The 20,533-nt window shown below is 72.4% G+C and carries 17 protein-coding genes; 10 read left to right on the top strand and 7 right to left on the bottom strand.

The annotated features are described in order from the left end of the window. Positions 1–68 precede the first annotated feature (68 nt). The 3 genes from AB0I60_RS10335 to AB0I60_RS10325 are packed head-to-tail and all read left to right on the top strand — an operon-like array spanning position 69 to position 2,868. Positions 69–839: a deoxyribonuclease IV gene (locus tag AB0I60_RS10335; RefSeq protein ID WP_360727474.1), complete on the top strand. Its 771-nt coding sequence runs from the start codon at positions 69–71 to the stop codon at positions 837–839. Next, a complete protein-coding gene (locus tag AB0I60_RS10330; protein ID WP_360727473.1) occupies positions 836–2,239 on the top strand; it encodes a hypothetical protein in 1,404 nt (467 codons plus the stop codon). The genes AB0I60_RS10335 and AB0I60_RS10330 overlap by 4 nt, the downstream gene beginning before the upstream one ends. Beyond that, positions 2,236–2,868 (top strand): methyltransferase domain-containing protein, encoded by a 633-nt coding sequence (locus AB0I60_RS10325; protein WP_360727471.1) that lies wholly within the window; start codon positions 2,236–2,238, stop codon positions 2,866–2,868. Before AB0I60_RS10330 ends, AB0I60_RS10325 begins: the two co-directional genes overlap by 4 nt. A gap of 89 nt (positions 2,869–2,957) precedes the next feature. Here the strand turns inward: AB0I60_RS10325 and AB0I60_RS10320 are convergent, their stop codons facing one another. The 3 genes from AB0I60_RS10320 to AB0I60_RS10310 all read right to left on the bottom strand — a co-directional run bounded on the left by AB0I60_RS10320 (position 2,958) and on the right by AB0I60_RS10310 (position 8,132). Then, the gene (locus AB0I60_RS10320; protein WP_360727470.1) at positions 2,958–4,514 is read right to left on the bottom strand and encodes a glycosyltransferase 87 family protein; all 1,557 of its coding nucleotides are present in this window, start codon (positions 4,512–4,514) and stop codon (positions 2,958–2,960) included. Positions 4,515–4,661: 147 nt separating this feature from the next. Continuing rightward, positions 4,662–7,067, bottom strand: a complete 2,406-nt coding sequence (locus AB0I60_RS10315) for a transglycosylase domain-containing protein (protein WP_360727469.1) — start codon at positions 7,065–7,067, stop codon at positions 4,662–4,664. 660 nt (positions 7,068–7,727) lie between these two features. Continuing rightward, the gene (locus AB0I60_RS10310; protein WP_360727467.1) at positions 7,728–8,132 is read right to left on the bottom strand and encodes a DUF5318 domain-containing protein; all 405 of its coding nucleotides are present in this window, start codon (positions 8,130–8,132) and stop codon (positions 7,728–7,730) included. 166 nt (positions 8,133–8,298) lie between these two features. Between AB0I60_RS10310 and AB0I60_RS10305 the strand changes: the two genes are divergently transcribed. The 3 genes from AB0I60_RS10305 to AB0I60_RS10295 all read left to right on the top strand — a co-directional run bounded on the left by AB0I60_RS10305 (position 8,299) and on the right by AB0I60_RS10295 (position 10,201). Continuing rightward, positions 8,299–8,856 (top strand): PadR family transcriptional regulator, encoded by a 558-nt coding sequence (locus tag AB0I60_RS10305; RefSeq protein ID WP_360727465.1) that lies wholly within the window; start codon positions 8,299–8,301, stop codon positions 8,854–8,856. A 25-nt stretch (positions 8,857–8,881) separates the two neighbouring features. Continuing rightward, positions 8,882–9,973, top strand: coding sequence for an inositol-3-phosphate synthase (locus tag AB0I60_RS10300; protein WP_360727463.1), 1,092 nt, complete (start codon positions 8,882–8,884; stop codon positions 9,971–9,973). 93 nt (positions 9,974–10,066) lie between these two features. After that, on the top strand, positions 10,067–10,201 hold the full coding sequence (locus AB0I60_RS10295) for a hypothetical protein (RefSeq protein WP_360727461.1): 135 nt from the start codon (positions 10,067–10,069) through the stop codon (positions 10,199–10,201). 48 nt (positions 10,202–10,249) lie between these two features. Here AB0I60_RS10295 and AB0I60_RS10290 read toward each other — a convergent pair whose 3' ends face one another. Continuing rightward, complete coding sequence (locus AB0I60_RS10290) at positions 10,250–10,885, bottom strand: HAD family phosphatase (RefSeq protein ID WP_360727459.1); 636 nt, start codon at positions 10,883–10,885, stop codon at positions 10,250–10,252. A gap of 64 nt (positions 10,886–10,949) precedes the next feature. Between AB0I60_RS10290 and AB0I60_RS10285 the strand changes: the two genes are divergently transcribed. The 3 genes from AB0I60_RS10285 (at position 10,950) to AB0I60_RS10275 (ending at position 16,422) form a co-directional block, all read left to right on the top strand. Beyond that, a complete protein-coding gene (locus AB0I60_RS10285) occupies positions 10,950–12,110 on the top strand; it encodes an MFS transporter (RefSeq protein ID WP_360727458.1) in 1,161 nt (386 codons plus the stop codon). A 73-nt stretch (positions 12,111–12,183) separates the two neighbouring features. After that, positions 12,184–14,169, top strand: coding sequence for a PhoX family phosphatase (locus tag AB0I60_RS10280; protein WP_360727456.1), 1,986 nt, complete (start codon positions 12,184–12,186; stop codon positions 14,167–14,169). A gap of 144 nt (positions 14,170–14,313) precedes the next feature. Then, a complete protein-coding gene (locus AB0I60_RS10275; protein WP_360727454.1) occupies positions 14,314–16,422 on the top strand; it encodes a PhoX family phosphatase in 2,109 nt (702 codons plus the stop codon). A gap of 227 nt (positions 16,423–16,649) precedes the next feature. Here AB0I60_RS10275 and AB0I60_RS10270 read toward each other — a convergent pair whose 3' ends face one another. Next, positions 16,650–16,793 carry a hypothetical protein gene (locus AB0I60_RS10270; protein WP_360727452.1) on the bottom strand — a complete coding sequence of 48 codons (144 nt, stop codon included), beginning with the start codon at positions 16,791–16,793 and terminating at the stop codon, positions 16,650–16,652. Between the two features lie 221 nt (positions 16,794–17,014). Between AB0I60_RS10270 and AB0I60_RS10265 the strand changes: the two genes are divergently transcribed. Further along, positions 17,015–17,680, top strand: a complete 666-nt coding sequence (locus tag AB0I60_RS10265; protein WP_360727450.1) for an SDR family oxidoreductase — start codon at positions 17,015–17,017, stop codon at positions 17,678–17,680. Between the two features lie 51 nt (positions 17,681–17,731). On the opposite strand, the gene AB0I60_RS10260 is transcribed toward AB0I60_RS10265, so the two are convergent. Both AB0I60_RS10260 and AB0I60_RS10255 read right to left on the bottom strand, forming a co-directional pair. Next, positions 17,732–19,033 (bottom strand): amidohydrolase, encoded by a 1,302-nt coding sequence (locus AB0I60_RS10260; protein ID WP_360727448.1) that lies wholly within the window; start codon positions 19,031–19,033, stop codon positions 17,732–17,734. A gap of 170 nt (positions 19,034–19,203) precedes the next feature. Next, the gene (locus AB0I60_RS10255) at positions 19,204–20,373 is read right to left on the bottom strand and encodes a histidine kinase (RefSeq protein ID WP_360727447.1); all 1,170 of its coding nucleotides are present in this window, start codon (positions 20,371–20,373) and stop codon (positions 19,204–19,206) included. Between the last annotated feature and the right edge of the window lie 160 nt (positions 20,374–20,533).

The raw sequence follows: 20,533 nt of genomic DNA, 5'->3' as shown, positions 1-20,533 counted from the left end.
CGATCTCACAAAATCCGTATCGGCGGCCCCGACTGACTCGTTGCAGCGCCCGACTACTCTGCACAGTCATGCGCATCGGGGCTCACGTCCGCGACGACGACCCAGTGGGCGCCGCGGCTGCCCGCGACGCCGAGGTCGTCCAGTTCTTCCTGGCCGACCCGCAGGGGTGGAAGGCGCCGAAGCCGCACCCCCAGACCGACGCGCTGCTGGCCTCCGACCTGGACGTCTTCGTCCACGCGCCGTACCTGGCCAACGTCGCGTCGCTGAACAACCGCATCCGCATCCCGTCCCGCAAGATGGTCCTCCAGCACGCCGAGGGCGCGGCCAAGGTCGGCGCGAAGGGCCTCATCGTGCACGGCGGCCACGTCGCCAAGGGCGAGGACCCGGCCGACGGCATCGCGAACTGGCGCAAGATGTTCGAGCGCCAGGCGGCGGACGGCGGCTTCGCGGTCCCGATCCTGATCGAGAACACCGCCGGCGGCGACAACGCGATGGCCCGGACGTTCGACATGCTGGCCCGCCTGTGGGACGCGGTCGGCGAGTTCGGCGCCGGGTTCTGCCTGGACACCTGCCACGCGTTCGCCTCCGGGGAGGACCTGGTCGGCATCGTCGACCGGGTGAAGGCCATCACCGGCCGCATCGACCTGGTGCACCTCAACAGCTCGCGCGACGAGTTCGGTTCGGCCCGCGATCGGCACGCCAACATCGCGTCGGGCACGATCGACCCGGAGCAGTTGGTCGCGGTCGTCGCCGCCGCCGACGCGCCCGCCCTGGTCGAGACACCGGACGAGGGCCAGGCCGAGGACATCGCGTTCCTCCGCGAGCACCTGGCCCGATGAGCGTGACACGGGAGGTGGCCGCGGTGCCCGAACGGGCGTCCGGGCGGCGGTCGCACCGGTTCGGCCGGGCCGCCCTGGCCGCGCTGGTCCTCCTGTGCGGGCTGACGCTGCTCGCCGGCTTCGCCAACAAGGACCGCTGCACGGGCCCCTCGTTCGACCCCTGGGGCCGCACCGCGCCGAACTACGAGAAGCGCAACAAGCAGGACGTCTGCTACTCCGACATCCAGCACCTGTGGATCGGCCGGGACGTCGACCGGCACGTCTTCCCGTACGTGAGCGGCAGCATCGACCCCAACGGCGTGCTGGTCGGCGGCACGGTCGAGTACCCGGTGCTGACCGGCCTGCTGATCTGGGCCGGGGCGATCTTCGCGCACGACGACGCGGGCTTCCTGCTGTTCTCCGCGCTGCTGATGGCCCCCTTTGGCCTGGCCACGGCGTGGCTGCTGGGCAAGCTGAGCCGCTGGCGGGCGCTGCTGTGGGCGATAGGCCCGCCGATGGTGCTCTACGCGTTCCACAACTGGGACCTGCCGGTCGTGTTCTGCGCGGTGGCGGCGGTGTTCGTGGTGCACCGGGGGTGGGGGCGGACACCGCGCCCGCTGGTGGACCGCGCCGTGGTCGCCTCGGTGCTGCTCGGGCTCGGGTTCGCGTTCAAGATCTACCCGGCGGCGTTCGTGCTGCCGCTGTGCCTCTACGTGCTGACCGGCGGGCGGGAGGGCCTCGCCGAGGACCGCAAGCTCGACTGGCCGGGCGCGGTGAAGGTGGCGCTCGCGTCCGTGGTCACGGTCGTGCTGGTGAACCTGCCGTTCGCGGTGGCCGGGTTCGCGGGCTGGCAGGCGTCGTTCACGTTCCAGCAGCTCCGCCGGGTCGACATCACCACGAACTCGATCTGGTTCTGGGCGATGCGGCCGTTCATGCCGGACGAGACGATGCAGGCGGTCGTGAGCGTGCTCTCGCCGGTCGGCATCCTGGCCTCGTTCGGGCTGGCCTGCTGGATCGGCTGGCGGCGGTTCCGGCGCGAGGGCGTCTACCCGTGGGTGCCGGTGTCGGCCGCGATGCTGTGCGGGTTCCTGCTGCTGCACAAGGTCCACTCGCCGCAGTACACGCTGTGGCTGGTGCCGATGTTCGTGCTGCTGCGCATCCCGCTCGGGTGGGCGTTCGCGTACTTCGCGGCCGACCTGGCGATGGGCATCGGCATCTTCCGCTGGTACTACGCGATCGAGTTCGGCCAGCCGTCGGGCATCTACGACGGGTTCGCCGCGCAGGCCGTGGTGATCGGCGTGTGGGGCCGGGCCGCGCTGCTCGTCGCGCTGTTCTGCGTGTTCCTCCGGTCGCAGGTGTCCTTCCGGGACAGGCCGCTGGACCGGTTCCTGGCGGTGTCGAAGGCTAGGGCGAAGCCGTGACGGACTTCCTGGAAGTGACCCGGGCCGCGTACGACGTGGTCGCGGTGTCCTACGAGGAACTGCTGCGCGACGACCTGGCGGCCAACACCGCCGACCGGGCAGTGCTGGGCATGTTCGCGGAGCACACCACCGGCCGGGTGGCCGACGTCGGCTGCGGGCCGGGCCGGATCACCGCGCACCTGGCTTCGCTCGGGGTGGACGCGTTCGGCGTCGACCTGTCGCCGGGGATGGTCGAGGTGGCCCGCGAGCGGCACCGGGGCCTGCGGTTCGAGGTCGGCTCGATGACCGCGCTGGACCTGCCGGACGGGTCGCTGGGCGGCGTGGTGGCCTGGTACTCGCTGATCCACGTGCCGCCGGAGCTGCACCCGGAGGTGTTCGCCGGGTTCTTCCGCGCGCTGGAGCCGGGCGGCCACCTGCTGCTGGCGTTCCAGGCGGGCGACGAGCCCCGCCGGATCACCGAGGGCTACGGCCACCGGATCGACCTGACGGCCTACCGCCTGCCGCCGGAGCGGACCTCGGCGCTGCTGGTCGACGCCGGGTTCGAGGTGCGCACGACGGTCGTCCGCGCGCCAGAGCCGCCGAACGAGAAGACGGCCCAGGCGTACCTGATCGCCCGCAAGCCGGCCTGACCGCGCAGTCGGCACCCACCCGCGCCGACCAACCCCAGCGCGCCGACACGAGGGCCGACCGCCGCGCACGGGGCGGCCGGCCCGACCTCTCAGGCCGCGTGCGCGGGCTGCGCGCGCCGGCCGACCCGCAGCACCCGCCGGTCCGGTGCGCCGTCCAGGAAACCGCCGCACGGGTCGTCGTCGCCCGCCCGGCGCACGAGGTCCCGCGCCGGCCGGTAGACCTCCCGCAGCACGAGCACGCACAGCGCGACCACCGCCACGTCCCGCACCACGACCGCGCCCAGGAACCAGTCGATCGGCAAGCCCTTGTTGTCGGTGCCCAGGTAGAAGTACATCCGGGGGGCCCACACGAGCGCGTCGACGGCCATCCACGCGAGCAGCAGCTTCCAGCGCGGCAGCGCCAGCACGGCCAGCGGCACCAGCCACAGCGAGTACTGCGGGCTCCACACCTTGTTCGTCAGCAGGAACGCCGCCACCACCAGGAACCCGAGCTGCGCCAGCCTCGGCCGGGTCGGCGCGGACAGCGCCACGAACCCGATCGCCACGCAGCACAGCAGGAACAGCACCGCGCTGACCGTGTTGAGCACCTCGGGCGCCTGGCCGTGCAGCAGGCCGGGGTCGAAGCCCTGCCAGTCCGTCCACTGGGCGACCACGTTGTAGAGCGAGTCCGGGTCCACGCCGCGCTCGGTGTTGAGCCGGAAGAACTCCCGCCAGCCGTCCGGGTAGAGCAGCGCGATCGGCGCGTTCACCGCCGCCCAGGTGGCCAGCGTCGCCGTCAGCGTGGACAGGCCGGCCTTCATCTTGCCGGTGCGCCAGCACAGCAGCAGCAGCGGTCCGAGCAGGAACAGCGGGTACAGCTTCGCCGCGCCGCCCAGGCCGAGCAGCACGCCGGCCAGCACCGGCCGCTTGCGCGCCCACGCCAGCAGGCCGGCGGTGGCGAACGCCGTGGCGAGCGTGTCGAAGTTGGTGAAGGCGTGCACCACGACCAGCGGCGACACCGCGACGATCGCCGCGTCCCACACCCGCCGCCTGGCCAGTCGCGCCACCGCCCACGCGGTCACCAGCCACGCCAGCGCCAGCCACAGCGCGGTGATGTTGAAGTACACGATCACCGTCATCGGGTTCGGCAGCCAGCCGGTCTGCGCGATCGCCGTCCACCCCTGCGCCATCTTCGCGTTCACCCACTGGAACACGCCGGTCAGCACCGGGTACTCCATGTACCGGACGTGCGCGGTGGGCTTGCCCTCGTCGTCCACCCAGGACGTCTTGTAGGGGAACATCCCCGGCTGGTCGAGCCGTTCGGCCGTGTAGAGCGGCACGGTGTCCGAGTAGCACATGGCGGTGAACTGCCTGCTGCCCCGCCAGTCGAGCTGCGCGACGCCGTTCTGGTCCGTGTACTGCTGCACGCACGGCGACTTGGCGATCCACGCGAACGACAGCGTCACCACGGCCAGCAGCAGCACGACCCGCAGCGGTGTCCAGAACCACTGCCGACCCACCGAGGCGTGCCGGCCGACCGGTCCGCCGAACGGTCTGGACGCCGCCTTCGCCAGCGGCTCGGTCCACGTGGGGTACACCCGCTCGTCCGGGCCGAGCGAGTCGGTGTCGTCGGCGCTCGCCGGTGTGTGCTGTGTAGGGCTGGCCACGTGCCGGATGCTACGGGCAGGCACCCACGGTTGTGGTGAAGAGAGCCGCTCCGGGGGGAATCGGCCGGGCCGCCGGTGGGACGACGACGGCGGGGCACGCGGATCGCGTGCCCCGCCGTCGGAGCGGTCGAGCGGCCGAGCGGCCGGCTACCTGGTCGTCCTGATCGCCGGTGGGCGCTCCGGGATCCCCGCGCCACCACCGTTGCCGCCGCCCCCGATCGGGTCGGGCTTGTTCGGGTTCTCCGGCTCCGTCGTCGTCTGGGTCGGGCACAGGCGCGGCGGGCACGGCTTGGTGGTGGTCGTGGTGGTGGTCTCGGTGGTCTGCTTCGGCGGGGTCGTGGTGGTGACCGGCTGCTGCTCCTCAGGTTCCTTCGGCGTCGTGGTGGTGGTCGTCGTGGTGATCTTCGGCGCTTCGAGCTGGCCGATCGGCTTGGGCTTGGGGAACTTCTCCACCGGCTGGCCGTTCATCGCCTGGTTCATGAACTGCTGCCAGATCAGGCCCGGGACGCCGGAGCCGTAGATGTCCTTGCCCTTGTTGTTGACCAGCGCCTTGTTGCCCATGTCCGTGCCCAGCCAGACGCCGGCCGCCAGCGTCGGGGTGTAGCCCACCATCCACGCCTTGGCGTTCTGCGAGGTGTCGGCGAGCTCGTGCGTACCGGTCTTGCCCGCGCAGTCGCGCTTGTCGGCGCACCCGATGTTGGACTTGGTCGGGATCTCCTTGAGCACGTCGGTGACGTTGTCCGCGATGTCCTGGCTCTTGGTCGCGTCCTGGTCGAACGCGGGGTTGGTCACGTCGACGTGCTGGTGCAGGATGTCGCCGGCCGCGTTGGTGATCTTCGAGACGAAGAACGGCCGGTGGTAGACCCCGCGCGCGGCGAAGGTCGCGTACGCCGAGGTCATGTCGAACGGCCGGACCAGCGTCTGGCCACCGCCGATGGAGATGTTGCCGTCGGGGACGCCGCCGTCCTCGCCGACCAGCAGCTTGCGCATGCTGCCGTCGTACTTGATCTCCCTCGGGATGCCCGCCTGGTGCGCGGCCTCCGCGACCTTGCCCGTGCCGAGCTGCATGGCCATGTCGAAGAACACGGTGTTGACCGACTTGACCATCGCCTCGCGGACGCTGCACTGCGTGGGCACCACGCACGCCACGCCGGGCGAGTTGCGGACCGGGCGGTTCTCACCGCGACCGGGGAAGGTCCGGGGCGAGCTGCCGTCGTAGAGCTTGCCCGCGCCCTCGCCCTTCTGGAGCGCGGCGACGAAGTCGAACGGCTTGAACGACGACCCGGGCTCCTGGAGGGTGCCCTTCTGGTAATCGATGCCGGTGCCGTCGCCGCCCATGTAGGCCAGCACCGCGCCGGTGGCCGGGTCGATGGCGGACATCGACGCGCGCAGCTCCGGGTCCTGGCCCTCCAGTTGCTCCTTGACCGCCTGCTCGGCCGCCGCCTGGAGCGCCGGGTTGATGGTGGTGTGCACGGTCACGCCGGACCGCTGCGCCCGGTTGAGGTCCCACCCATCCTCGGCCATCTCGGCCTCGACCTGCATCCGGATGAACAGCCGCGTGCCGTCCAGCCCGCCCGACTGCACCTCGGCCAGCGGCCGGAGCGGCGGCTGCTGCTGCGCGTCGCGGTACTCCTGGGTGATCCAGCCGCCCTTGACGAGCTGGTTCATCACGTACTTCCAGCGCTCCTCGACGTAGAGGGGCTCCTCGGAGCGGCCGGGGCTCTGGATCATGCCGGCCAGCAGCGCGGCCTCGGGCTGGGTCAGCTCGCTGAGCTCGTTGCGGTTGAAGTAGACCTTCGCGGCCTCCTTCACGCCGTACGCGGAGCGGCCGAGGTAGATCGTGTTCAGGTAGGCGGTGAGGATGTCCTTCTTGTCCTGCTGCTCGGACATCTTGTACGCCTTGACGACCTCGGTGAACTTCCGGCTCAGCGTGCCCTGGTCCTCGTCGGTCGCCTGCTTCACGTACTGCTGGGTCAGGCCCGAGCCACCGCTGTCCCGGCCGGTGGCCTGGTACCAGACGGCCCGGCCGATGGCGGTGAAGTCGAAGCCGGGGTTGGTCTCGAAGGTCGGGTCCTCGGCCGCGAACACCGCTTCCTTGAGCTGCGGCGGCAGGTCCTCGTACTTGACCAGGGTGCGGTTCGCGCCGGAGGGCGCGATCTTGGTCATCTCGGTGCCGTCGGCGTACAGGATGGTGATGGCCTTGGCCTGCTCGGACGCGACCTGCTCGGGGTTGGGCACGTTGACGAGCTGGTAGGCGATGGCGAACGCGACGATCGGGCCGAGGATCATCAGGAACAGGCCGACGTAGCTCACGCGACGCACCCGGCGCCAGATCTTCTTGCGCCGCAACGCCTTCGCCTCCTCCGGGGTCGGCTCGTCGTCGTAGTCGTCCTCGTAGAACGGCTGCAGCTCGACCTCGTCCTCGCGGTGCGTGAGCAGCTCGGGCTCGCGGGCCACCGTCTGGTGCACGGGGGGCAGCAGGTCGGTGGGCTCCTCGCCCGGCCGGCGCGGCGGACCGCCGGGACCGCCCGCCGGGGGGCGTCCGGGCGGCACGGGGCCGTGCGGACCGGGCCGGCGGGTGCCGCCGGGGGGCGTGGGGGGCCGCGCCGGGCCGCGCGGGACCTGGCGCGTCGCGTTGGGGTCGGCGTTGGCCGGACCCGGCACACCGGGCCGGGCCGGGGGCCCGCCGTTCGGGCCGCCGGGGCCGCCTCGGGGGCCGGGCTCGGGCGCGCGGCGCCGACCGCCCTGCGGAACTCCGCCGGGGGGCGTGCCGGGACCCTGCGGGAAGCCGCCCGGTGGCGTGCCCGGGGCACCGCCGTTCCGGGGTGCCCCGCTTTGGGGTGCCCTGCCCTGGGGAACACCGCCCTGGGGCGACGCACCGCCCTGGGGGATGCCGCCGGGGGGCGTGCCCGTGGGTGGCCGGCCCGGGGGCGGGCCACCGGCCGGCGGGCGCGCGAAACCGCCCGGCGGGGTGCCCTGGCGGGGACCGCCCGGCGGGGTGTTCGGACGTGCCGGCTGATCCCCTGCGCCGTGGCGTGGAGGCTGCGCGCCGCCGTCCGGGTCCTCCCCGGTCGGCCATTGCGGCTCTCCGCCACGGTGCCTGTCGTCATGCTGGTCGTTCACGAAAAGCCTCCCAGACCGGCGTGCCGTCGCACGCGGATCGGTGGTCGTACGCCGTCACCCGGGTGAGCGACGCCCGTGGTCGGAGGTGGTTCACTCCGCCGCGGTCCTCCTCCGCGGCTTCCCGGACTCCGAGCCACGTGTTCCCAGGACGTATGACTGCACCAGGTGGTTCCAACTACATGTGCGGCAGACCTCCACCACGTACACGGTGAACTCCTCGAAGGAGTTCGCCATGCGGGTGAGCTCCTCGACGGTGCGCGCGGACCCGGCCGCGTGCTTGAGCTCGTCGCCGTAGACCCAGGACACGAGGGTCAGGGGTTCTTTGCGGCAGACCGGGCAGGTGACGTCGCTCGGCCGGCCGTGGAACTTCGCGGCCCGCAGCAGGTACGGGCTCGCGTCGCAGACCTCCATCGTGCCCGTCCGGCCCGCGTAGACCTCCGCCAGCAGCGCACGGCGCTGTAGCGCGTAGTCCACGACCTGACGTTGGGTCAGCACGGGGACCAGAGTACGTGGCGGCCCAACCCCTTCGTTGAGCCGTTCAGGGCAGTGGCCGTGATCACGGTGTGACCTGGTGCGCCACGCCACTTCTCAAGTCGTGGGCAGATGTATCGCGCCGATATACTGGGCGCACCCATCGGCAGTGAGTGCGAGGAGGTGTCGCGTGCTGGAGTTCGCCATCCTCGGACTGCTGCACGAGGCACCGATGCACGGCTACGAGCTGCGCAAGCGCTTGCACGAGCTGCTGGGCGCGTTCCGCGCGTTCTCCTACGGGACTCTCTACCCCACGCTGCGCAGGTTGCAGCGCCAGGGGTGGATCGTCGAGGAGTCGCCGGAGGAGGTCCGGTCCTGGGGGCGCCGCGCGCGCAAGGTCTACAAGCTCACGGCGGAGGGCAAGGAGCGGTTCGCCGACCTGCTCGCCAACGCGGGCCCGCAGACGTGGGACGACGACTCGTTCGGCGTCCACCTGGCGTTCTTCTCCCGCACCCCCGCGGAGATCAGGATGCGCATCCTCGAAGGCCGGAGGCGGCGGGTCGAGGAGCGGCGGGAGGGCCTGCGCACGGCGTTGGCGGGTGCGGGCGAGCGGATCGACCGCTACACCCGCGAGCTGCACCGCATGGGGCTGGACAGCACCGAGCGCGAAGTGCGCTGGCTCAACGAGCTGATCGCGCACGAGCAGGCCGAACAGCGCGAACAGGACGAAAAGCCCAATGGGCATTGACGGAGAACAAGAAGGAGGACTCGGCATGGGCGACAACCGCCGCAGCGTTCGAGTGGCCATCGTCGGGGTCGGCAACTGCGCGGCGTCGCTGGTGCAGGGTGTCCACTACTACCGCGATGCCGACCCGAGCACCCGGGTGCCCGGTCTGATGCACGTCGAGTTCGGTCCCTACCACGTCCGGGACGTGGAGTTCGTGGCCGCGTTCGACGTGGACGCCAAGAAGGTCGGGGTCGACCTGTCCGAGGCGATCGTGGCCAGCGAGAACAACACGGTCAAGATCGCGGACGTGCCGCCGCTGGGCGTCACCGTGCAGCGCGGGCACACCCTCGACGGGCTGGGCCGGTTCTACCGGGAGACCATCGAGGAGTCCGACGAGAAGCCGGTGGACGTGGCGCAGGCGCTGCGCGACGCCGAGGTCGACGTGCTGGTGTCCTACCTGCCGGTCGGCTCCGAGGAGGCGGACCGCCACTACGCGCAGGCGGCGATCGACGCGCGGGTGGCGTTCGTGAACGCGCTGCCGGTGTTCATCGCCTCGGACCCCGAGTGGGCGCGCAAGTTCGAGGAGGCCGGCGTCCCGATCGTCGGCGACGACATCAAGTCCCAGGTGGGCGCGACCATCACGCACCGCGTGCTGGCCAAGCTGTTCGAGGACCGGGGCGTCCAGCTCGACCGCACCATGCAGCTGAACGTGGGCGGCAACATGGACTTCCTGAACATGAAGGAGCTGGAGCGCCTGGAGTCCAAGAAGGTCTCCAAGACGCAGGCCGTCACCTCGCAGGTGGACCGCGAGCTGGGCAAGCGGAACGTGCACATCGGGCCGTCGGACTACGTGGCCTGGCTGGACGACCGCAAGTGGGCATACGTGCGGCTGGAGGGCCGGGCGTTCGGCGACGTGCCGCTGAACCTGGAGTACAAGCTGGAGGTCTGGGACTCGCCGAACTCGGCGGGCATCATCATCGACGCGGTGCGCGCGGCGAAGATCGCCCTGGACCGGGGCGTCGGCGGGCCGATCCTCTCGGCGTCGTCGTACTTCATGAAGTCCCCGCCGGTCCAGTACTCGGACCCGGAGGCGCACGAGGCGGTCGAGGCGTTCATCCGGGGCGACGTCGAGCGCTGACCCGGGCCTCGTCCCGGCGTTGTTCGAACACCCGTTCGGGTGATTACCCCCTTGGTCCACGGGCCCTGGCCTGCGGATCAAGGGGGTTTTGCCATGACTCTGCTCGTTGCCGCCTCGATGGTGGCTGCGCTGGTCGGCCCGGTGGGGCCGACGTGCGACGCCGGCCTGTGCGCCGAGATCGGCCCGGTCTTCGCCGGCGACCCGCCGCGCCAGGAGTGCGACGACTGACCGGCCGCTCGGGCCGGTGCCGGACCGCCGCGACCCGGCGGTCCGGCCTCACCCCAGGGCGGCCGGCAGGTCGGTGATCGAGCGCAGCACGGTGGTCCGGGCCAGCACCGCCGGGTCCGGCGGGAAGTGCGGGTTGGGCACGGCGTAGACGGTCATCGCGGCGGCCAGGGCGGCGCGCAGGCCGTTGGTGGAGTCCTCGACGGCCGCGCAGCGGGCCGCCTCGACGCCCAGCCGCGCGGTCGCGAGCAGGTACACGTCGGGTGCCGGTTTGCCCGCGCCCGCCTGCTCGCTGGAGACGGCCACCGGCACGACGTCGGTCAGGCCGGTCGCGGTGAGGAACGTCGTGATGAGCGCGGGCGGGGAGGAGCTGGCGATGGCGACCGGCCACCGGGCGGCGACCGCGCGGACGGCGTCGACGGCACCGGGCAGCACGGGCGGGCCCGCGTCGTAGCGGCGGGCCATCCCGTCGATCACGCCGGCGGCGGCCTCCTCGGCGGTCAGCCGCACGCCGACGGTCGTGACCAGGTAGTCGGCCCACTCCGGGGTGCTCATGCCCTGCATCGCCACGGTCGAGCCGGGCAGCCAGGTGCCGCCGTGCCGGCGGGCGAAGTCCTGCCGCACCTCGTCCCACACGTTCTCGGAGTCGATCAGCACGCCGTCGAGGTCGAACACCACCGCATCCACACCCCGACCGTAGTGTGAGGCCACTTACTTAGCTACCCTAAGCAAATAATGTTAGGGTAGCTAAGTGAATTTCCTCGACCAACCCCGTCAGGTGTGGGTCACGGCGTTCGCCGCGGTGATCGCGTTCATGGGTATCGGTCTCGTCGACCCGATCCTGCTGTCCATCGCGGAGGGACTGCACGCCACCCCGTCGCAAGTCACCCTGCTGTTCTCCTCCTACCTCGGCGTGCAGGTCCTCGCCATGCTGTTCACCGGGGCGGCCAGCGCCCGCTTCGGCGCGAAGCGCACGCTGGTCGGCGGCCTCGCCCTGATCGTGCTGGCGACCGTGCTGTGCTCGCTCGCCTCGACCATCACCCAACTGGTGGGCCTGCGGGCCGTCTGGGGCCTCGGCAACGCCTTCTTCATCGCCACCGCGCTCAGCGTCATCGTCGGCGCGGCCTCCGGCGGCCAGGGCAAGGCGGTCCTGCTCTACGAGGCCGCGCTGGGCCTCGGCCTGTCGGTCGGCCCCCTGCTGGGCGCGCTGCTGGGCAGCTTCTCCTGGCGCGGCCCGTTCATCGGCACGGCCGTGCTGATGGCCGTCGCGCTCGTGCTCTGCTCGGTGTTTTTGGCCAACGACAAGCCGCAGCACCGGATCGGACTGCTCGACCCGTTGAAGGCGCTGCGCCACCCCGGCCTGCTGCGCACCGCGCTCGGCTCCGCCCTCTACACGGCCGCGTTCTTCGCGGTGCTGGCGTGGTCGCCGTTCGTGCTCCAGTGGGGCGCGGTCGAGATCGGGCTGATCTTCTTCGGGTGGGGCGTGTGCGTGGCCGTCGCCGGCGTCTGGCTCGCGCCGAGGCTGGCCGGGCGGTTCGGCGAGCGCCGTGCCACGATCGCGGCCGTCCTGGCGTTCGCCCTGCTCATGCTGATCATGGCGATCCCGAGCAAGCCGCTGCTGGTGGTCGCGGTGATCGTCAGCGGCGTGGTGAGCGGGCTGCTGAACACGCTGTTCACCGGCACCGCGATGAGCGTCAGCCCGGCACCCCGGCCGGTCGCCAGCGCCGGCTACAACTTCCTGCGGTGGCTCGGCGGCGCGCTCGCGGCCACGTTCGTCAGCCACCTCGCCCAGCCGTTCGTGGTCGCGGCGGTGTGCTGCGCGCTCGCGGCGGGCCTGCTCGCCGTCGGCCGCACGCGGGAGCAGCCGATCACCGCCGCCGACGTGCTGGTCGGCGAAGAGGTCGTCGGCTAGCGCGCAGCGGTTAACAAAGAGTGAACGCCGGCCTACGGTCAGTTGATCCCGACTGACCGTAGGAGGCGCAGCAGTGCGACACCTTCCCCTGGCGGCCAATCACGCACCCGGCCGGGCCGGCATCACCTGCCAGTACCGCTGCGGCGACGCGTGCTTCCACGACGCGCCCAACACCTCGGCCAACCCCTACTTCGGCGACCTGCTCCCCCGCCGCGCCGCGCTCAAGGCGGGCGTGGTCGTCGCCGCGCTCGGGGCCACCGCCACACCCCCGGCCACCGCCGATCCGGCCTCCGGCCGACCCGCTCCCGGGCTGGGCTTCACGCCCGTGCGGCCGAACACCCTCGACGCCGTCGTCGTCCCGGACGGCTACCGCCAAGCGGTCGTCATCCGCTGGGGCGACCCGCTGTTCCCGGACGCCCCGGCGTTCGACTTCGACCACCAGACCGCCGCCGCGCAGGCCCGCCAGTTCGGCTTCAACTGCGACTTCGCCGCGCTGCTCCCGCAGGACGCCCTGGGGTGCACCAACCTCCTGGTCACCAACCACGAGTACACCAGCGAGCCGTTCATGTTCCGGGGCTACGACCCGGCCGCCCCGACCCGCGAGCAGGTCGAGGTCGCCTGGGCCGCGCACGGCCTGTCCGTCGTGCAGGTCGAGCACGGCCGCGACGGCCTCGAGCCCCGGTTCTCCCGCTACAACCGCCGCATCACGCTGACCACCGAGTTCGAGGTGCGCGGCCCGGTCGCCGGCTCCGCGCTGCTGCGCACGTCCGCCGACCCGTCCGGTCGCAAGGTCCTGGGCACGCTGAACAACTGCGCCGGCGGCGTGACGCCGTGGGGCACGGTCCTGTCCGGCGAGGAGAACTTCAACCAGTACTTCGCCAACGCCGGCACCGACCCGCGCCACGCCCGCTACGGCATCCCGGCCGGCCCCACCACCCGCAAGTGGGAGCGGTTCGACCGGCGCTTCGACCTGGCGCGCGAACCCCACGAGGCCAACAGGTTCGGGTGGGTGGTCGAGGTCGACCCGCACGACCCGGGCTCCACACCCGTCAAGCACACCGCGCTGGGCCGCTTCAAGCACGAGTGCGCCAACGTCCGCGTCGCGCGAGACGGCCGCGTGGTCGCCTACTCCGGCGACGACGAGCGCTTCGAGTACATCTACAAGTTCGTCTCGAACGGCCGGATCCGGCGCGGCGGCAGCAGGTCCGCCCGCCGGCACAACATGACCCTGCTCGACGACGGCACGCTCTACGTCGCCCGGTTCACCGGCGACAGCCCGCCCGAGGAGATCGACGGCACCGGGAAGCTCCCGCGCGACAAGGCGTTCGACGGGCGCGGCGAGTGGGTGCCGCTGGCCGGTGGCGATCGCAGCTTCGTGCCCGGCATGACCGCCGAGGAGGTCTACGTGTTCACCCGGCTCGCCGGCGACCGGGTCGGCGCGACGAAGATGGACCGGCCCGAGGACATCCAGACCCACCCCCACACCGGCACGGTCTACTGCGCGCTGAGCAACAACGTCGACCGGGGCAAGCCCGGCAAGGAGGGCGCGACCGAGCCCAACCCGCGCGTGCTCAACAAGCACGGCCAGGTCCTGGAGCTGACCGAGCGCGGCGGCGACGCGCTCGCCCTGGAGTTCCGCTGGGACCTGCTGCTGGTGTGCGGCGACCCGGAGGACCCGAACACCTACTTCGCGGGCTACGACAAGTCGCGGGTGTCACCGATCTCCAGCCCCGACAACGTCGCGTTCGACCGGCACGGCAACCTGTGGATCTCCACCGACTCGGCCGGTGCGCTGGGCGGGGTCAACGACGGCCTCTACGCCGTGCCCGTGCACGGCCCGGAACGCGGGCACCTCAAGCTGTTCCTCACCGTGCCGCGCGGCGCGGAGACGTGCGGGCCGGTGATCGGCGAGCGGGTGGTCACGGTGTGCGTGCAGCACCCCGGCGAACTCGACGGGGCGAGCGCGGACCGGCCCGCGTCGCACTGGCCCGACGGCGGGGACGGCCAACCGCGACCGTCCGTCGTGGCGGTGTGGCGCGACGGGTTCATCGGCGGCTGAACGATCTCGGTACGTGCGGTGAGCAGGCGGTTCCGGCCGGCGAGGGGTCGAGGTGTTCGCCCGGCGTTCACCTCGACGTCCGCTGGACGAGGGGTTGCCGACCTACGGTCGCCGAGTTCCCACTGAGCGATCTCGGAGGCCCGCGTGTCCTCGTCCACCACCGGATCCACCCCCGGCTCCCCCTCCGGCGGGCGCACCCTGCTGCCCCTGCTGCCCAACCACCCCCTCGGCCGGTCGGCGATCACCTGCAAGTACCGCTGCGGCGACGCCTGCGCGCACGAGGCACCCAATACCTCCGGCAACAGCTACTTCGGCGACGTGGTCGGTGACGTCGTCCGCCGGCGCGGCCTGCTCAAGGCCGGCGCGGTGCTGGCCGTCGCGGGCGCGGGCGTCGGGCTGGTCGGCACGGGGACGGCCGCCGCCGCGCCCGCCGAGGTGGAGGCGGACCGCGACCTCGGTGGCGGTCGCCGCCGGGACGGGCTGAACTTCACGGCCGTCGCGCCGAACACCGAGGACCGGGTCGTCACGCCCGAGGGCTACGAGTCCTCGGTCGTCATCCGCTGGGGCGACCCGGTGCTGCCGGGTGCGCCGGCGTTCGACTTCGACCGGCAGACGCCCGCCGCGCAGGCCCGGCAGTTCGGCTTCAACAACGACTTCTGCGGCCTGGTCCCGCTCAACCACTGGAACCGGTGGCTCATGGTCAGCAACCACGAGTACACCACCGAGGAGTTCCTGTTCAGGGACTGGGACGCGGACAACCCGACCCGCGAGCAGACCGAGATCGCGTGGGCCGCGCACGGCCTGTCCGTGGTGCTGGTCGAGCGCGACCACCGCAGCGGCCGGCTGGTGCCGAAGGTGGACCGCCGCTACAACCGCCGCATCACCGTCACCACCGAGTTCGCGGTGACCGGCCCGGCGGCCGGCTCGAAGCACCTCAGGACGTCCGCCGACCCGACCGGCCGGAAGGTGCTCGGCACGCTCAACAACTGCGCCGGCGGCGTGACGCCGTGGGGCACGGTCCTGTCCGGCGAGGAGAACTTCAACCAGTACTTCGCCAACGCGGGCAGCGTCACCGACCCGGTCGTGAAGGCGCGGCTGTCCCGCTACGGCCTGTCCGGCGCGGCGACCACCCGCAAGTGGGAGCGGTTCGACAAGCGCTTCGACGTCGCGCAGGAACCCAACGAGGTCAACCGGTTCGGCTGGGTGGTCGAGGTCGACCCCCTCGACCCGGACTCGACGCCGGTCAAGCACACCGCGCTCGGCCGGTTCAAGCACGAGGGCGCGAACGTGATCATCGCGCGCGACGGCCGGGTCGTCGCGTACATGGGCGACGACGAGCGCTTCGACTACATGTACAAGTTCGTCTCCGACGAGCGCTACAAGCCGGGCAACAGCCGCTACGCCCGTGAGCACAACAAGAAGCTGCTCGACAAGGGCACGCTCTACGTCGCCAGGTTCACCGGCGACAGCCCGGCCGGCGAGGTCGACGGCTCCGGCAAGCTCCCGTCCGACGGCGAGTTCGACGGCACCGGCCAGTGGATCCCGCTGGCGGCGGGCAACCGCTCGTTCGTCGAGGGCTTCACCGCCGAGGAGGTCTACGTCTTCACCCGCCAGGCGGCGGACAAGGCCGGCGCGACCAAGATGGACCGCCCCGAGGACGTCGAGCCGAACCCGCGCAACCGCCGCGTCTACGCGGCCCTGACCAACAACACCGACCGGGGCAAGGCCGGCAAGGAAGGCGCGACGGAGATCAACCCGCGCGTCAACAACAAGCACGGCCACGTCCTGGAGCTGGAGGAGCGGCGCGGCGACAACACCGCGCTCACGTTCTCCTGGAAGCTGCTGCTCGTCTGCGGCGACCCGGCATCGGCCGACACGTACTTCGGCGGCTACGACAAGACCCAGGTCTCGCCGATCTCGTGCCCGGACAACGTGGCCTTCGACAGCCACGGCAACCTGTGGATCTCCACCGACGGCAACGCCCTCAAGTCCAACGACGGCCTGTTCGCCGTCCCGGTCGAGGGCCGCTACCGGGGCCGCGTCAAGCAGTTCCTCACCGTGCCGAAGGGCGCCGAGACCTGCGGCCCGGTCGTCCAGGACGACTTCGTCCTGGTCAGCGTCCAGCACCCGGGCGAGATCGACGGCGCGTCGGCGGACAACCCGCTCTCCCACTGGCCGGACGGCGGCACCAGCCAGCCGCGCCCGGCCGTCGTCGTGGCGTGGAAGAAGGACAAGGGCCGCATCTGCGGCTGACCACCGGACCCGCCGCGCGGCGGGCGTCGAACCGGGAGCCGGACGGGCCACACCCCGCCCGGCTCCCGCCGCGGACCTACCGGTCGCGCCACCCGAAAGGTGACACACCGACGGCCGCCCGGGACGGCTGGGGCAACCCCGCCCGTCTGGTCGGCGGTGATGCGCCGGGGATCGGGCTCGTCGACGTAGCCGGCGATGGTGTGGGGGAAGTCGCCGGTCCGGGTCTCCTAAGTGTCGGCGATCTTGAGCGCGTGCAGCAGCCCTGCGACCCGGTCGCGGCCCGACCGGGTCGGCACAACGTCGGACGCGAGGCGGTCCAACGCGTCGAGCAGTGCCCGGTGCGGGCCGACCGCGACGCAGGCCGAGAGCACCAGGTCCGCCTCCGCCGCGTCGCGCTGATCGGGTGGGTCTTCGGTTCAATGCCGGGGATCGGTTCCGACAGGCTCCAGTCGAGGGCGGACCGGGTGCCGACTCGTGTCGTCTTGAGCCGCCCCGCTCACTTCGACAACCCGCCGACCGCGCGCGGCACCGCTCGACCGGCGTCGACCGCGCCGTGCCGGGCGGAACGGGCGCGACGCTTTAGGGTCGGGGCATGACCGATCGTCCCGTCGCCCTGATCACCGGCGCTTCCCGAGGTATCGGGCTCGCCGTCGCGCACCGGCTCGCGCCCACCCACGACCTGCTGCTCGGTGGGCGGAAGGTGGAGACGGACCTCCCGAACGCCCGCCCGTGGGCCGTCGACCTGACCGACGCCGACGCCCTGGCCGCCGCCACCGCCGACCTCACGCGGCTCGACGTCCTCGTGCACAGCGCGGGGATCGCCGAACTGGGGCCGCTCGCCGAGGTCACCGCCGACACCTGGCGGCGGACGTTCGAGCTGAACGTGATCGCCGTGGCGGAGCTGACGCGGTTGACGCTGCCCCTGCTGCGCGCCGCCAAGGGTCACGTCGTGCTGATCAACTCGGGCGCGGGCAAGCGCGCGGACGCCAACTGGGGTGTCTACGCGGCGAGCAAGTTCGCGCTGCGCGCCTACGCCGACGTGCTGCGGGCCGAGGAGCCGGACCTCCGGGTCACCTCCGTGCACCCCGGCCGGGTCGACACCGACATGCAGCGCGAGGTCCGCGCGCAGGAGGCCGGCGACTACGAGCCGGGCAAGTACCTCACCGCCGACTCGGTCGCGCAGGCCGTCCTCACCGCCGTGCAGGCCGGCGAGGACGCGCACTTCCAGGAGATCGTCGTCCGCCCCCGCGTCCGCTGACCCGGCCGGTGAGGACGCGCACTCCGAGAGATCGCTGACCCGACCGGGCCGCTAGCGCAGGCGGCGGGACACGGCGGTGACGCCCGCCTGGGCCTCCCGGCGGTCCACGAGGGTGGTCTCGCCGTCCGCCACCACGTGCTCGCCCGCCACCCAGACGTCCTTGACCCGCCGCGTGCCCGACGCCCACACCAGGTTCGCCAGCACCTGGTCGTCCGGGGCGTCGAGGCCGGTGGCGAACGCCGGGTCGTCCACGTCCACGTGCACGACGTCACCCCACCGCCCGACCTCCAGCGCGCCCAGGTCGTCGCGGCCGAGCGCCTCGGCACCGCCCCGGGTCGCCAGCAGCAGCGCGTCGGCGGCGCGCATCGCGGTGGCGTCCATCGCGGTCACCCGGGCGAGCAGCGCCGCCAGCCGGGCCTCCTCGAACAGGTCCAGGTCGTCGTTGGACGCCGGGCCGTCCGTGCCCAGGCCGACCGGCACGCCCGCGTCGAGGTAGGAGCGCAGCGGCGCGATCCCGGACGCCAGCTTGGTGTTGGAACCGGGGCAGTGCGCGACGCCGACCCGGTGCCGGGCGTAGATCCCGACGTCCTCCGGCGACAGGTGCACGGAGTGCGCGGACAGCACCCGCCCGCCGAGCACGCCGTACCGCTCCAGGAGCTGCGGGACGGACCCGTGCGCGGCGCGCTGGTCGACGTCCTCCTCCGGCGACTCGGCGACGTGCAGTTGCAGCAGCGCGCCCCGGTCGCGGGCGAGGCCCGCGATCTCGCCCAGCGCCTCGGGCTGGATCAGGTACGCCGAGTGCGGCCCGTAGGACAGCTCGACCCGCTCGTGCGGCCCGAACCGCAGCCCGTCGGCGTCGATCCAGCGGGTGATCTCGTCGGTCATCGGCCGCCACGGCATCCCCGGCAGGTCCATGATCGCCGCGCCGAACACCACCCGCGAGCCCGCGCGGAGCACCGCGTCGGTCAGTTCGGGGCCGTGGAAGTACATCTCCGAGCTGGTGGTCACGCCGTTGCGCAGCATCTCCACCGCGCCGAGCAGCATCCCCGCGCCGATGTCGGACGCGGTCATCCTCGCCTCGGCGGGCCACATCGCCTCGCGCAGCCAGCGCAGCAGCGGCAGGTCGCCGCCCAGGCCGCGCAGCACCACCATCGGGCTGTGCGCGTGGGTGTTGACCAGGCCGGGGATCAGGATGCCGGTCAGCCGCCGCACCTCGCCGTCGAACGCGGGCGCGTCGGCGGCCGGTCCGACGTGGGCGACCCGGCCGTCCACCACGTCCACGACCGCGTCGCGCAGCACGGCGCAGGACGGGTCGCACGGCAGGACCACGGGGGCGTGCAGGCGCAGCGACATGCCGGAGATCCTGCCGCACGACCGGGTGGCCGGGCGACGGGTGGTCAGGTGCGGAGGGCCCGGCGACCTCAGGGGCTCGGTGACCTCAGGGGCCTGGCGACCTTAGGGGCCAGGCGGACCGCAGGGCTGCGGTGGGGTCGGGGATCTGCGGCTGTCTCGGCGGGCTGCGGTCAGCGGGCCTCGGCGAGGGGGAGTTCGGCGCGGACCTGCCAGCCGCCGCCCTCGCGCCGGCCGGCGGTGAACGTGCCGCCCAGCAGCTCCACCCGCTCCCTCATGCCGACCAGGCCGAACCCGCCGGAGCCGCCGACCGGCGCGGCCTTGGGCGCGCGGCCGTCGTCGGCGACCTCGACCAGCACGGCGTCCTGCACCACCGCGACCGAGACGTCCACGGCGGTCACGCCCTCCGCGTGCTTGCGGGCATTGGTCAGCGACTCCTGCACCAGGCGCAGCACCGAGCGGGCCAGCGACGGCGGCACGTCGGTCGGCAGGTCCAGGCTCAGCCGCACCGGCTGGCCGGACTGCGCCACGACCTGGCGCACGTCGTCGGCCAGGTCGCTGGTCGCGGCCGGCGCGTCGCCGTCGGTGCCGCGCAGCGTCCCGACCAGCCTGCGCATCGCGGTCAACGCCTCGTTGCCGCTGCGCGCGATGACCGGCAGCACCTCCTGCGCCGCCGCCGGGACCGCCTGCGCCGCCTGGGCGTGCACCACGATCGCGGTCACGTAGTGCGCGACGACGTCGTGCAGCTCCCGCGCCAGCGCGATCCGCTCGGCGTGCTGCGCGGCGGTGACCTCCGACCGCAGCAGCGTGGCCCGCTCCCGGTCGCGCGCGCGGAAGTACAGGCCGGTGCCCAGCGACAGCACCAGCAGCACCGAGGCCATGACGAGCTGCTGCCACAGCGGCGGCCCGTGGTAGTCCAGCTCCGCGTAGTGCTTCTCCCAGAACGACGGGCGCACCCACTGCGCGACCACGCCGGAGGCGATCAGCACGACCGTGCCGACCAGCGCCCGCACCGGCGGGGACTGCCGCACGACGATGGCGGTGATGGCCATCAGCGCCGAGGTCTCCGAGAGCGACAGCCCGTCCACGAACGCGCCCGACGGCGGTTCGTCCACCAGTCTGACCAGCACCGACGTGGCCACCACGGCGGTCGCGGCGGCGAGCGCCGCGTCGAACGGCCGGCGCGGGGACAGCACCGCCAGGGCTCCGACCACGACCGTGCCGGGCAGTTGCCACCAGGGGCCGGCACCGATGGCGTCGAGGGTGGTGAAGAAGAGCAGCGCCGCCGCCAGCGGCCATTGGCGGCGGGCCAGGGCACGCCAGCCGAGTCGTGAGCTCTCCACAGCACGTCACGGTATGTCCTCCGGGCTGACGGCGCGTCCGTCCGGAGGTGTGTGGCTGGTCATCCGCAGGACTGACCCGAACGCGACCGGAAATACCCCGGTGGCCGATGCCGGATGAGCTTTTCGCGGGTGACTCTGGAGGAGCAGTCGGGGAACGGAG

Origin of the sequence: Actinosynnema sp. NPDC050436 (genome assembly GCF_040655415.1) — a bacterium.
Taxonomy (GTDB): Bacteria; Actinomycetota; Actinomycetes; order Mycobacteriales; family Pseudonocardiaceae; genus Actinosynnema.
The sequence above is the reverse complement of the archived record's forward strand: the minus strand, read 5'-3'. Positions and strand labels throughout refer to the sequence as shown.